This window comes from Flavobacterium geliluteum (genome assembly GCF_017948595.1).
In the GTDB taxonomy this organism is placed as follows: Bacteria; Bacteroidota; Bacteroidia; order Flavobacteriales; family Flavobacteriaceae; genus Flavobacterium; species Flavobacterium flavipigmentatum.
Window position 1 is genome coordinate 45,641 of record NZ_JAGFBV010000011.1, and the last position, 13,098, is coordinate 58,738.

At 34.2% G+C, this 13,098-nt stretch carries 11 protein-coding genes; 6 read left to right on the forward strand and 5 right to left on the reverse strand.

The window, feature by feature from the left end:
- Nucleotides 1–58: 58 nt before the first annotated feature.
- The 4 genes from J3495_RS08465 to J3495_RS08480 all read right to left on the reverse strand — a co-directional run bounded on the left by J3495_RS08465 (nt 59) and on the right by J3495_RS08480 (nt 3,858).
- Nucleotides 59–778, reverse strand: a complete 720-nt coding sequence (locus J3495_RS08465) for a LytR/AlgR family response regulator transcription factor (RefSeq protein ID WP_210666126.1) — start codon at nt 776–778, stop codon at nt 59–61.
- On the reverse strand, nt 741–1,502 hold the full coding sequence (locus J3495_RS08470) for a sensor histidine kinase (protein WP_210666127.1): 762 nt from the start codon (nt 1,500–1,502) through the stop codon (nt 741–743). Before J3495_RS08470 ends, J3495_RS08465 begins: the two co-directional genes overlap by 38 nt.
- A gap of 5 nt (nt 1,503–1,507) precedes the next feature.
- On the reverse strand, nt 1,508–3,193 hold the full coding sequence (locus J3495_RS08475) for a reverse transcriptase domain-containing protein (protein ID WP_210666128.1): 1,686 nt from the start codon (nt 3,191–3,193) through the stop codon (nt 1,508–1,510).
- Nucleotides 3,194–3,528: 335 nt separating this feature from the next.
- Entirely contained in the window at nt 3,529–3,858 is a 330-nt protein-coding gene (locus J3495_RS08480) for a DMT family transporter (RefSeq protein ID WP_210666129.1), read from the reverse strand.
- 179 nt (nt 3,859–4,037) lie between these two features.
- Between J3495_RS08480 and J3495_RS08485 the strand changes: the two genes are divergently transcribed.
- From J3495_RS08485 to rpoN, 3 genes are all read left to right on the forward strand, one after another.
- Nucleotides 4,038–6,395 (forward strand): efflux RND transporter permease subunit, encoded by a 2,358-nt coding sequence (locus J3495_RS08485; protein ID WP_210666130.1) that lies wholly within the window; start codon nt 4,038–4,040, stop codon nt 6,393–6,395.
- 333 nt (nt 6,396–6,728) lie between these two features.
- Entirely contained in the window at nt 6,729–8,174 is a 1,446-nt protein-coding gene (gene asnS, locus J3495_RS08490) for an asparagine--tRNA ligase (protein WP_210666131.1), read from the forward strand.
- Between the two features lie 85 nt (nt 8,175–8,259).
- On the forward strand, nt 8,260–9,720 hold the full coding sequence (gene rpoN / locus J3495_RS08495) for an RNA polymerase factor sigma-54 (RefSeq protein WP_210666132.1): 1,461 nt from the start codon (nt 8,260–8,262) through the stop codon (nt 9,718–9,720).
- Nucleotides 9,721–9,865: 145 nt separating this feature from the next.
- Here rpoN and J3495_RS08500 read toward each other — a convergent pair whose 3' ends face one another.
- Complete coding sequence (locus tag J3495_RS08500) at nt 9,866–10,453, reverse strand: thymidine kinase (RefSeq protein ID WP_210666192.1); 588 nt, start codon at nt 10,451–10,453, stop codon at nt 9,866–9,868.
- Between the two features lie 236 nt (nt 10,454–10,689).
- On the opposite strand from J3495_RS08500, the gene J3495_RS08505 reads away from it, so the two are divergent.
- The 3 genes from J3495_RS08505 to J3495_RS08515 all read left to right on the forward strand — a co-directional run bounded on the left by J3495_RS08505 (nt 10,690) and on the right by J3495_RS08515 (nt 12,933).
- Nucleotides 10,690–11,658 carry a hypothetical protein gene (locus tag J3495_RS08505; protein WP_210666133.1) on the forward strand — a complete coding sequence of 323 codons (969 nt, stop codon included), beginning with the start codon at nt 10,690–10,692 and terminating at the stop codon, nt 11,656–11,658.
- A gap of 36 nt (nt 11,659–11,694) precedes the next feature.
- The gene (gene rsmI / locus J3495_RS08510; RefSeq protein WP_210666134.1) at nt 11,695–12,429 is read left to right on the forward strand and encodes a 16S rRNA (cytidine(1402)-2'-O)-methyltransferase; all 735 of its coding nucleotides are present in this window, start codon (nt 11,695–11,697) and stop codon (nt 12,427–12,429) included.
- 159 nt (nt 12,430–12,588) lie between these two features.
- Nucleotides 12,589–12,933: a HopJ type III effector protein gene (locus J3495_RS08515; RefSeq protein ID WP_210666135.1), complete on the forward strand. Its 345-nt coding sequence runs from the start codon at nt 12,589–12,591 to the stop codon at nt 12,931–12,933.
- Nucleotides 12,934–13,098 lie beyond the last annotated feature (165 nt).

Genomic DNA, 13,098 nt, shown 5'->3' on the forward strand with positions numbered 1-13,098 from the left:
AGTAAATTTACCGCTAATTTTTAATGTATGTAACAAGGCGGAAAAACTTTGTAATAAGTTACAACTTAACCTTCAATAGAAAGTCAGAACGATAGGTTTCGCTAATGATCAGCGTACTATTTTTACCATTTTGCAGAGTGTGATGCAGCATAATTTCGCTATGATTAAAAAACTTAATGGCTTTTACAGCTACAATTTCCTTTTTGTTTACACGACAAAAATCGGCTTCGGGTAATGCTGCGAGGAGCGTATCAAATTTTATGTTTTTCAAATTCAGGAAACTGCCGTCACGCAACAGCACTGTTTTGTCTCGGCTATCACTTTCTGCGGTTTTAATGTAAAGAATCTCACTAAAATACAACAAGGTTTTGCCTTTATCGGTATTGAGCTGCAGGAACTTTTTTGAAGAATCTGGTTTCTGAAATCGCTCGTGAGCTTTTGAAATCGCTTTTTGCAAACGTTCCATTTTTACAGGTTTTGTAATATAATCTACAGCATCAATTGTAAAGGCATCTGCGGCGTATTGTTTGTATGCCGTACAAAAGATAACCAATTTGTCCTGTAACATTTCGGCCAAATGCAAACCATCCATACCCGGCATTTCGATGTCTGATATTAATAAATCAAAATCGAGTTGCGGGATTTCGGTCAGCAGTTTTGTGGGATCATTAAACGTCTTGACAATTTCTACTTCGGCAATTTGTTCGCAAAGCATTTTCAGGTACATCAAGCCGGGCAGCTCATCGTCCAGAAGCAAGCATTTCAGTTTTGTATTCAAGTAAATCAATTTTTAGATGAGCAATATAAATATCGTTTTCTACAAATCTTTCGAGTTTAAAATTATTTTTGTAAATAATTCGCAAACGATGTTCCAAAGTCGTGTGTCCAAAACCGCTTCGTTCTTTTTTTAATACTTTTTTATCCGAAATTTTATTCGAAACGGTCATAAAAAAAGCATTGTCTTTAAACTCAAAAACCACAGAAATAAAAGCATCAGCACTTTGCAAATCTGCATGTTTAAAAGCATTCTCGATCAAGTCTATCGATATCAGTGGCGCCAACAAAGGCTGTTCATACAACTTGTCTTCCTGATTGATATTGGTTTTTATTTTTAATTCGAAAAGCGGACTGATTTTAATTTTATTGATTTCAATTAAATTCATTGCAAAATCAATTTCTTCTTTTGCAGTGACAAATTTCTTTTTGCTTTCGTAGAGAATATAATCCAAAACATTGGCCAATTTATCCAACGCAAAGTAAGTTTGATACGCATGAGATTGAATCGAATTGAGGATATTCTTAAACAAATGCGGATTAAGTTTTGACTCTAAAGTCTCCAATTGCAAATCGTTGACCTTCATTTCGAGGGCATAAAAACTTTTTTCGGCATCTTCTTTTGCTTTTTTAGATTGCATCAATTGGTAGATCATAAAGCAAATGAGTGCTACTAAAAGCAATATGATGGCTAAAAAAATAAAAGTTATGGTAGTGTTTTCCTGCATAATGTTTATTTAATTAGCAAAGAGTTTTTTATTTCATTACATATAACAAGCAAATTTTTTCTAACCTCCTTGTAGTTCTTTTCCTCTAAAAAATTATATGTATGATAATTTAATTCTGTCTTTGCTTGGGTATCGCTTAAAATAAAGTTTTTATTATTTTTCTTTTTTTGAGCACGTTCAGTTTCAATTAATGAATAGTCAGCCTTTAACTTTTCGAAATCAGTACCAAATATACTACATCTATGAGATTCATCATTTCTAATTTCTCGTAGCATTGTCATATGTTTATTATAATATATTTTTTTATCAAAGAAAAATTCTTTTTCATACAGATATATTAAAACATTAATATCTAAATTCTTTATAGATTTAGAATTATCTCTGGCATTATCTAAAGTTTTATACCTTTTTTTAAACCTATCATTATTAGTCAGTAACTCACTTAACAAATCATCATAATTTGGAAATTTCTTCCAATAAAAATAGTTCATTAAATTTTCAATTTGATGGAAAGCGGAAGTGCAAAATGAAATAAATTTATCATTAGGTATACCTTCATCAAAAAATATTTTCTCCATCTTTAAATTATCTTTTTCCAATCTATTTTTAACCCCTTCGTTATCAATAAAATCGTAATTGATTAAATTATTTAAAAAAGAAAATTTTAATCTTAATCTTTTTACAGTTTGATCGTCATCTCCCCGAACTAGCTTTAAAAAAGACAAATGACCAAGCAAAACAGATCTAAAGTCATAATTTAATTTGTTAGGAGGTTGATGCTTTTTAAATGTTTCCTCCGCAAACCTCAATCCTCCTTTTTCCCAATTGTTAAGCATTGCGCGGACCTTTTGCAAATATTCTCTCTTGATATTTACTTTTTCATTAACAACTAGTCCTGTAACTTCTTGACTTTCTCTTGAAGAGCGCAACCTAGTTTTTTCGTTATTCATTCTAAAATTCTCATCTTCAACAATATCTCTAATTGATTTTATAAATGATTCATCTAAAATATTTTTGTTTGTAGAAAAACTCAAATCATCTGCATATCGTGAATATTTAATTCTATGTGTTAGGCAAAATTTAGAAATTTTTCTATCTAATTTTTGAGTAACAATATTCGATAATAAAGGACTCATTGGAGAACCTTGAGGCAAACAATTTTTGTACGTTCCAAGATTGGCAATTATAAAAGCTATTTTTTCTCGTTCATCGATCAAATTAAAAGGTGACAGTCCTAAAACAACTTTTACTCGTCTAAAATTTATTGATGGGAAAAAATCTTCGATATCCACATTTAAAACAAATTTTTTATTTGTATGTGGAATAGCATTTCTTTTGATATCCCTCCCAAGTAAAAAACCATTTGAACAATAATGTGAGTGAGATTCAAAAACAATCTGAAGTAAAAGATTAATTAAGCTTTGCACTCTTTTTAATAATTTATCAGGTGAATTTATTTGTCTTAGTTTACCACTTTTCTTTAAAATAGCAAATTCCGTATATCTATTGTCTTTTGATTTTGATAAATAATAAAGGTGAGAAAAAGTTAGTTCAAAAATCTCTTCTGTAGAAGTTGAAATTTGACTTTCGATATAATTTAAAATAGACACGAACTCTCGAACATTTCGAATTCTTTCAAATCTTACTTTAATTTCCGACTTAAATAAATCATTTAAAAAGACACCAGCCATATTCTCTTGTGTAGGGTATAAGGTTTTAAACCATCATAAGTAAAAGCAATAGAACAATAAAGCAATAGAACAATAAAGCAATAATAGCATTAAAGTAAACCGTAATTAAGGAAATAATCATATTAAGTAAATTAACATTAACTTGAATATAAAATATAAATTTGAAGGTAAATTGTATAAACAACCCTTCATCTATTTCCTAGCATTAGTGTTGACATCTCGATATCGAAATGCATGATCAATTTGCTGGTGTCTTAATTTTTTAATACTTCTAAAAAGCTAAAGTATTATTTTTTATCTAAAAGAGAGAAAGATTAATGATCTTTATTACAACTTTAATGACTAGAAACAAATTTCAGTCCAATAATTGAAGCGATCAAAGTCGATAGAAAAAAGATTCTCCAGAAAGTTGCCGGTTCTTTAAAAATAAAAATCCCGACCAAAACAGTCCCAACCGCCCCAATACCTGTCCAAACGGCATAAGCAGTACCAATTGGCAACACCTGCGTGGCCTTGTAAAGCAGCAACATGCTGACTGAAAGACAAACAAAAAATCCCACCATCCAGTAGGTCGAGATGATCCCGGAAGTTTCTTTGGCTTTGCCTAAACAAGAAGCAAAAGCTACTTCAAAAAACCCAGCAATGATCAATATGATCCAATTCATTTTTGTTGTTTTAAATTTAAAGTACAAATATCAGAAAAGCTACGGTACTAATTGCAGAAACAGTGGTAAATTATCCTTAACTTCCTATGTTAATTTATGTTAACATAGGACAAAAACAGAGGCGATTGTTAATGATTTATAGCACTTTTCACTACATTTGCATCCATTTTAAAGAATTTATGAAAAAAGCAATTCAAGTTGGATTTTGGGAAAAAGTAGCCCGAATTATACTTAAAAATAGAATTACGATACTAGTACTTGTGGCCCTGATAACCGTTTTCCTTGGTTTTCAATGGAAGAATCTTGCTATGTCGTATACCGAAGCCAACTTGCTTCCTAAAGATCATATCGCCAATAAAGACTATCAAAAATTCTTAGACAAATTTGGCGAAGAAGGTAATCTTATTGTAATTGGTTTTAAAGACCCTACTTTTTTTACACCAAAAAATTATGCCGCCTGGAACACTTTGATGACAGGTTTAAAAAAATCGAGAGAAGTAGATTTGGTTGTTTCTTTGAATGATTTGAAAAAACTCGAGAAAGACACAGTCAACGAAAAATTTGTTTTAGCTCCTTTTATCAATCAAAGTAAGGTTCTTGACCCTGCTTATTTAAAGACGATTCAGCACGATTTATTTTATAATTTGCCTTTTTACGAAGGATTGTTATTTAATAAAGAAAGCGGCAGTATCCGTTCTGCTGTCTACATCAATAAAGATTTGGTAAATACCGCCGAAAGAAAAACCTTTATCTTAGAAAATTTAGTTCCGAAAATTGATAAATTCGAAAAAACAACGGGAATCGATTTGAGGGTTTCGGGAATGCCGTACATCAGAACCATTAACGCCAATAATATGAAAGGCGAAATTGCCCTTTTTATTGGAGCCGCACTGTTTATCGTTTCTTTGATTTTCTTCTTCTTTTTCCGTTCATTCAGAGCAACTTTTATTTCTATCTGTATTTTAGTAGTGGGCGTAATCTGGTCGTTTGGAACTTTGGGGTTACTTCATTATAAAATCACGATTTTAACGGCTATAATTCCGCCATTGATTATCGTAATCGGAATTACCAATTGTATTTTCCTGATCAATAAATACCAGCAGGAAATAAAACTGCACAACAATCAGGCAAAGGCGTTGCAACGTATTATATCTAAAATTGGAGTTTCGACTTTAATGACCAATCTGACTACGGCTATTGGTTTTGCCACTTTTATGATAACCGGAAACGAATTGCTTTTTGAATTTGGTTTGGTAACTTCTATCAACGTAATTTCGGTTTACATCCTAACCTTACTGATCGTACCAATTGTATACAGCTTTATGTCGGTTCCGGGAGAAAAACACTTGTACCACCTGACAAAAAACTATATTTCGACCTTATTGGACTGGGTTGAAAATATTGTAAAAAACAAGCGTCGCGTTATTTACACGATTTATGGTTTGCTTTTATTGTTTAGCATCATCGGAATTTCTCAGATGAAAGTTTCAGGAAGTTTAATCGGTGAAATGCCCAGAAGTGCTTCGTTTTTTAAAGATATTTTATTTTATGAAAAAGAATTTAATGGCGTAATGCCACTCGAAATAATGATTGACACCAAACGCAAAAAAGGTGTGATGAAATTATCGACCATGCGCAAAATGGAGGAGTTACAAAACACGATTGCGAGCATGCCCGAGTTGTCAAAACCGGTTTCGATAGTCAATTTGGTTAAATATTCTAAACAGGCATTTTATAACGGAAAACCAGAATATTATCAATTACCGACTTCGCAAGAGCAAACTTTTATTTTGAGTTATGCCAAAAATGCGACCAAAAACTCCAAAGATAATTTGATGAAAAGTTATGTTGATTCGACAGGACAATACGCCAGAATCACGACTTTTATGAAAGACATTGGTACAGACGAAATGGCCAAAGTCGAGAAAAAATTACATGCAAAAATTGATGAAATTTTCCCGAGCGACCGTTATGAAGTTACCGTTACCGGAAAAGCATTAGTTTTTCAAAAAGGAACTTCGTATTTGGTAGGCAACTTAATCGAATCGTTAATTTTTGCCATTTTTGTAATCGCAGTATTGATGCTGTATTTGTTCAGATCGTTTAAAATGGTTTTTGCATCGGTTATTACCAATATTTTACCGCTTTGTATCACGTCTGGATTAATGGGTTATTTTGGAATTCCGTTAAAACCATCGACTATTTTGGTCTTTAGTATTGCATTCGGAATTTCGGTTGATAATGCGATTCAATTTATGGCCAAATACCGTCATGATTTATTGCAAAGCAACGGAAAAGTAAAAAAATCTATTTTTAGCGCTTTACGCGAAACCGGAATTAGTACTTTTTATACTTCGGTGGTTTTGATTTTAGGATTTGCAACATTTACACTTTCGAGTTTTAGCGGTACAATCGCCCTTGGCGGATTGATTTCTTGCACATTGGCCTTTGCGATGTTTGCTAATTTATTGGTTTTACCTGCTTTGGTTTTGACTTTTGAGAAGAAAAAAGCGAAGAAAGAGGATTTGGAGGATTAAGTTTTTTCGAATTTCTAGAATTGGCACGAATTCTTTTTTTATACACAACGTTAAGTCTTTGCGAGGAACGAAGCAATCTCATTTGCGAGATCACGTTTTGTCTCTTATTGTAGTGAGGTTGCTTCGTTCCTCGCAAAGACAAAAAATAAAGAAATAATTGCCTTTTATGAAAACGAGTGCCCTAGCCCTGATAGTAGCGGCATCCTTTTTCTTGCTCCTTTAGCAAGGAAAAGATATAGCGGATAGCAGGAAATAGCTTCAAAAATTAATTATTATCGTTTATATTTGCAGTTATTGTACAACAAATAATTTACTATCAATATTATATAAAAAATGAAACACACAAAAGTTAAAGACTTATTAAACAGTACGACGACGCTTCAGGAAGTGAATGCAAAAGGATGGGTGAGAACTTTTAGAAACAATCAGTTTATCGCGCTTAATGACGGATCTACCATTAATAATATACAATGTGTTGTTGATTTTGAAAATACACCGGAAGAAACTTTAAAAAGAGTGACCACAGGCGCTGCGGTTTCTGTAATTGGAACTTTGGTGGAGAGTAAAGGTGCGGGTCAGAAATACGAAATTCAGGTTACAAAACTTGAAATTTTAGGAGATTCTGATGCGGAGAAATTCCCAATGCAGCCTAAAAAACACTCTTTGGAATTCTTGCGTGAGAATGCACATTTACGTGTGCGTACGAATGCTTTTGGTGCGATTATGCGTGTGCGTTCGGTATTGTCGTATGCGGTTCACAACTATTTTCAGCAAAAAGGTTTTGTGTATGTCAACACGCCGATTATTACAGGAGCAGATGCCGAAGGTGCCGGAGAAATGTTTCAGGTGACTTCATTGCCTTTGGACAATTTGCCAAAAACAGAAGAAGGAAATATTGATTTTAAAAAAGATTTCTTCGGAAAACATACTAATTTAACAGTTTCTGGACAATTAGAAGGTGAAACTTTTGCAATGGCTTTGGGTCAGATTTATACTTTTGGACCTACTTTTAGAGCCGAAAATTCAAATACTTCTCGTCACTTGGCAGAATTTTGGATGATCGAGCCAGAAGTTGCTTTTAATGATTTGGATGACAACATGGATTTGGCTGAAGATTTTATTCAGTATGTAATCAAATATGCTTTAGACAATTGTGGCGATGATTTGAAATTTTTAGAAGGAAGACTTTTAGAAGAAGAAAAATCAAAACCTCAGGCAGAAAGAAGTGAAATGACTTTGTTGGAGAAATTGAATTTTGTTTTAGAAAACAATTTCAAACGTGTTTCGTACACCGAAGCAATTGATATTCTGAGAGATTCAACTCCAAATAAAAAGAAAAAATTTCAATACATCATCAACGAATGGGGAGCTGATTTACAGTCGGAACACGAGCGTTACTTGGTAGAAAAACACTTTAAATGTCCGGTAATTTTGTTTGATTATCCAGCAAACATCAAAGCGTTTTACATGCGTTTGAATGACAACACAGAACCTGGAAGAGAAACCGTTCGTGCAATGGATATCCTTTTCCCGGGAATTGGGGAAATTGTTGGTGGTTCGCAAAGAGAAGAGCGTTACGATGTTTTGGTTGAAAAAATGAAAGCTCTTGGAATCGATGAAGAAGAATTATACTGGTATTTAGACACCAGAAGATTTGGAACCGCAACACACTCCGGTTTCGGTTTAGGATTTGAGCGTCTGGTATTGTTTGTAACCGGAATGACAAACATCAGAGACGTAATTCCTTTCCCGAGAACTCCTGGAAGTGCAGAATTTTAATAAAAGTTTAATCGGTTAATCGTTCATTCGGTTAACCGATTTTCACGAATAAACGATTAAACAAATAAACGATTAAACAGTATAAATGCTAAAGCAATTTTTAAATTTAAAATTATCCCAAAAATTATCTCCACAGCAAATTCAGCTGATGAAGTTAATTCAATTGCCAACGCAAGCTTTTGAGCAACGTTTATTAGAAGAAATGAACGAAAATCCAGCTCTAGAAGCTGGTAAAGAAGACGAATACGAAGCAGACGAATTTGCAAACGAAGAATTTGACGATTATGATGATGCCGAATCAGACAGAATCGAAGCAGACGACATCAACATCGACGAATATTTGAGTGACGATGATACTCCAGATTATAAAACACAGGTAAACAATTATGGTGAAGAGGAAGAGCGTGAAACACCTTTTGCATCTCCGATTAGCTTTCATCAGGATTTAATCAATCAGTTGAATACTTTTATTTTGAATGATGAAGAGCGTGAAATTGCCGAATTCCTTGTCGGAAGCATCGATGACATGGGCTATATTCGCAGAAGCGTTGCCGATATTGTTGATGATATGGCCTTTACACAAGGTATTTATACCGATGATAAAATGGTCGAAAGAATGTTGCACGTAATTCACGAGCTCGAACCTTCGGGCGTTGGAGCGCGCGATTTACAAGAATGTTTATTATTGCAATTGAAGCACAAAACGCCAACAGAATATATTGATTTGGCAATTGATATTATCGAAAATCAATTTGATGCCTTTACCAAAAAACACTACGACAAACTGTTGCAGAAATATGCCGTTTCGAACGAACAGCTTAAAAAAGCGATTCACGAAATAGAAAGATTAAACCCAAAGCCAGGCGGTTCGTACACAGGAAACAATAAAGTTACCGAAAATGTTGTTCCCGATTTTGCGATCAGAATTACAGATGGCGAACTGGAATTGACCTTAAACGGTAGAAATGCTCCTTCTTTGCACGTTTCTAAAGATTATCAGGAAATGATGCAGACGTATAAAGATTCTCGTGATAAATCGACTGCCCAAAAAGATGCTGTTCAGTTTATCAAACAAAAACTAGACTCTGCCAAATGGTTTATAGACGCCATCAGACAGCGTCAGGAAACGCTTTTTGTAACCATGAATGCCATTATGCATTATCAGGAAGAATTTTTCTTAGACGGTGACGAAACCAAACTAAAACCCATGATCCTGAAAGACATTGCAGACATGGTTGGTTTGGATATTTCAACAATTTCGCGTGTTGCCAACAGCAAATATGTTGAAACGCCTTATGGAACCAAACTCATCAAAGAATTTTTCTCTGAAGCGATGAAAAATGATCAGGGAGAAGATGTTTCAACTTTAGAAATTAAAAAAATTCTAAAAAACACCATCGAAGAAGAAGACAAACACAAACCGCTTCCAGACGATCAACTGGCAGAAATCTTAAAAGAAAAAGGATATCCTATTGCCCGCAGAACGATTGCCAAATACCGCGAACAGCTTGATATTCCGGTGGCGAGAATGAGGAAGAAAATTTAATTCTAAAGATAAAAACACAATAAACAAAACGAACAGGCTTTAAAATCTGTTCGTTTTTTGGTTTTTACAGAAAACAACAAACCCGACACTTTAAAGAAATTGTCGGGTTCCGTTCTTTAGCTCGAATGACATTCGATATCAAAAATTACTCCTGATTTTTTTTCATTGCATTAAAATAAGCCGCACGACTTAAAGGCTCATATTCTTCGGTTTCGCCGAGCATTACCAGTTTATCATTATCGGTTTTGCGGAAGCTGTAGTTGGCAAGATTTCCTGTTCGGGTACAAACAGCATGCACTTTGGTCACATATTCTGCAGTCGCCATAAGCGCTGGCATTGGCCCAAAAGGATTTCCTTTAAAGTCCATATCCAATCCCGCAACGATCACACGAATGCCCTGATTGGCCAAATCGTTGCAAACAGTAACAATTTCGTCATCAAAAAACTGTGCCTCATCAATACCAATTACATCACAGCCTTGCGCCAAAATAGCAATATTTGCGGCAGCAGGCACTGGTGTTGACCTGATTTCGTTGGCATCATGAGATACTACCATTTCATCATGATAGCGAGTATCGATGGCAGGTTTAAAAATTTCGACTTTTTGTTTGGCAAATTGAGCGCGTTTTAATCTGCGAATTAACTCCTCGGTTTTACCCGAAAACATTGATCCACAAATAACTTCAATCCAACCAAATTGTTCTTTGTGATTTACTGTATTTTCGAGAAACATTTTGTATTTTTCTACCTTTAAAAATGAATAGTTTTTATTACTTTGTACTGGTAATAAATTAAAGTAAAAATTTGCTGTTTTACCTTTTTTCAAAAGTAGAAAATTTTTATCAAAACAGAGATTCGCGAACGCTTATTAACAGAAATAAAAAAATGTCTTGCGAATTCCCTTCAATAATCTGAACATTCGAATACAAAATATAATAAAACACCCTATTCACAATAATTTCAACAGTTATGAAAAAAAAATTGGAAGCCGATTTAATCAGCATTGCACATCGAATTTTAAAACTTAAAAGCAAATCAGATATCAATCAATTGTATCTTGAAACGCAGAAATTATATGAAAAATTAGCGGTTTTAAAATTTGTTGACGAAAATTTTGACACTTTAAAACCAACAATTGGTCACAGTGAAGTAACCTCTCAAATAGAAACCCTGTTTGAAAAACAAGAGGAAATTGCAGCTGAACCAATCGTGGAAGCAGCCGAAATACCTGAAACAATAACGATAGAAGAAAATTTCGAGCCAGAAATAAAAGAAGAAATTATAGCTGGCATTGAAGAAGAAGAAGAAGAAGAAATTCCCGAACCTGTGCTAAAAACAGCCGAAGAGCCAGTTTTGCAACAAGTTGAAGAACCTGTTGCAGAAGAAGAGCCAAAGAAAGAAGAAGTGGACGAAAGCCTGTCTTTTACCACAAAAAGCGAAATCAATCCGCTTCCTGAATTCAAACCCGCTTTTGAGTTGGCCAAAGAACCAGAGGCAAAAACGACCAAAGAACTAGAAAAAATACAGATTTCTTTTGAAGATATTATTGGCGTTAATTATGCCGATACCCAATTTGTAAAAGTAGATGATTTCGAGCCGGTACCTCCTGCTCTATCCATCAACGAATTTAAAGAGAAAAAAAATAGTGCTGAAACTGCTGTTTTATCATCAAGTGAATCAAAGACAGCGACGCTAAATGAAAAACTGGCAAAAGGTTTTCATATTGATTTGAATGACAGAATTGCTTTTACCAAAAATCTTTTCGGAAGCAGTTCTGAAGATTACAGCCGTGTTTTAAACCAGCTGCTTACTTTTGACAGCTTTGGTGAGGCAAAAGATTTTATAGAAAACATGGTAAAACCCGATTACAACAACTGGGAAGGAAAAGACGATTATGCAGAGCGCTTTTTGGGCATTATCGAAAAGAAATTTCTGTAATCCTTTTTACTTCTTACCTTTTACCAACAAACAAATATGTCTAAATTATATATCGTTCCAACGCCAATTGGCAATCTAGAAGACATGACTTTTCGCGCCATTCGGATTCTAAAAGAAGTCGATTTGATTTTGGCCGAAGACACCAGAACGAGTGGTAAACTGCTCAAGCATTTCGAAATTGGCACGCACATGCACAGCCATCACATGCACAACGAGCACAAAACAACCGAAAACTTGATTGCGCGTTTGAAAGCTGGCGAAACCATTGCCTTAATTTCTGACGCAGGAACTCCGGCGATATCAGATCCGGGTTTTTTGTTAACACGCGCATGTGTCGAAAATAAAATCGAAGTAGAATGTTTACCCGGAGCAACCGCTTTTGTACCAGCTCTTGTAAACAGCGGATTACCAAATGATAAATTTATTTTTGAAGGCTTCTTGCCCGATAAAAAAGGCCGTCAAACTCGTTTTTTGGCTTTAGCCGAAGAAACCCGAACGATGATTTTATACGTTTCGCCACATAAACTCGTTAAGACTTTAGCCGAATTCATTCAATATTTTGGAGAAGACCGGCAAGTTTGTGTTTCGAGAGAATTATCAAAATTACACGAAGAAAACGTGCGAGGAACCGCAAAAGAAGTATTAACCCATTTTGAAAAAACAGCACCACGTGGCGAAATCGTAGTGGTCGTTGCAGGAAAAACAATAATCAAAGAACCTAAGAAAAGTAAATTTTCTAAAGATCAAGAAGAAGAAGAAGAAGAAGATTAAAATAGTTACACCACAGATTGAAAAAAATTAGCCGCGAATTACACAAACTATCACAAATTTAATTAGTGGAAATTTGTATAATTCGTGGCAAAAAAATCACTCTAATCATTTTAATCTGTGTTAGAAAACCTAACTGCAAAGCAGCAAATAATAAAAATCATGAACATACAAACCTTTTTAGAAAAAGTAAAACAAACCCCAACCCAAATAACATTTCCTGAAACCATTGCTGTAATCGAGGAAAATTACAATTTTACACCAACTGCTTTCCAAAACGGAACGCAGCATAACGCTGCAGGTGAAAATTCCGGCTCTTGTAAAGTATTTTCTTTTGCCAAACTGCAAAACTTAAGCAAAGAAGAAACTTTAGCGTGTTTTGGAGCTTTCTATTTTGAAGAAGTTTTAGGCGATCCAAACGGAAGCAATCATCAAAATATTAGAAACTTCATCAACACAGGCTGGGACGGAATTCAGTTTGAAGGAACTGCTTTAGATCTGAAATAATTTTAGATTTTAGAATGTAGATTTTAAATTTCCCGAAGTCTGCTTTATTCTGAAATTTGAACTCTAAAAAACTTTGTAAAAGTTAAAACCCAAATATTTTGCCACAGATTTCACAGATTAAAAAATCCTTTGAAATCATTTAATCTGTGGCAATAAAAAAATTAA

What these genes read in the sequence shown, in the direction of transcription:
- rpoN (WP_210666132.1), top strand. Translation starts at nt 8,260, where the DNA reads ATGCTAAAGCAATTTTTAAATTTAAAATTATCCCAAAAATTATCTCCA.
- J3495_RS08480 (WP_210666129.1), bottom strand. Translation starts at nt 3,858, where the DNA reads ATGAATTGGATCATATTGATCATTGCTGGGTTTTTTGAAGTAGCTTTT.
- rsmI (WP_210666134.1), top strand. Translation starts at nt 11,695, where the DNA reads ATGTCTAAATTATATATCGTTCCAACGCCAATTGGCAATCTAGAAGAC.
- J3495_RS08505 (WP_210666133.1), top strand. Translation starts at nt 10,690, where the DNA reads ATGAAAAAAAAATTGGAAGCCGATTTAATCAGCATTGCACATCGAATT.
- J3495_RS08500 (WP_210666192.1), bottom strand. Translation starts at nt 10,453, where the DNA reads ATGTTTCTCGAAAATACAGTAAATCACAAAGAACAATTTGGTTGGATT.
- J3495_RS08470 (WP_210666127.1), bottom strand. Translation starts at nt 1,502, where the DNA reads ATGCAGGAAAACACTACCATAACTTTTATTTTTTTAGCCATCATATTG.
- J3495_RS08475 (WP_210666128.1), bottom strand. Translation starts at nt 3,193, where the DNA reads ATGGCTGGTGTCTTTTTAAATGATTTATTTAAGTCGGAAATTAAAGTA.
- asnS (WP_210666131.1), top strand. Translation starts at nt 6,729, where the DNA reads ATGAAACACACAAAAGTTAAAGACTTATTAAACAGTACGACGACGCTT.
- J3495_RS08485 (WP_210666130.1), top strand. Translation starts at nt 4,038, where the DNA reads ATGAAAAAAGCAATTCAAGTTGGATTTTGGGAAAAAGTAGCCCGAATT.
- J3495_RS08515 (WP_210666135.1), top strand. Translation starts at nt 12,589, where the DNA reads ATGAACATACAAACCTTTTTAGAAAAAGTAAAACAAACCCCAACCCAA.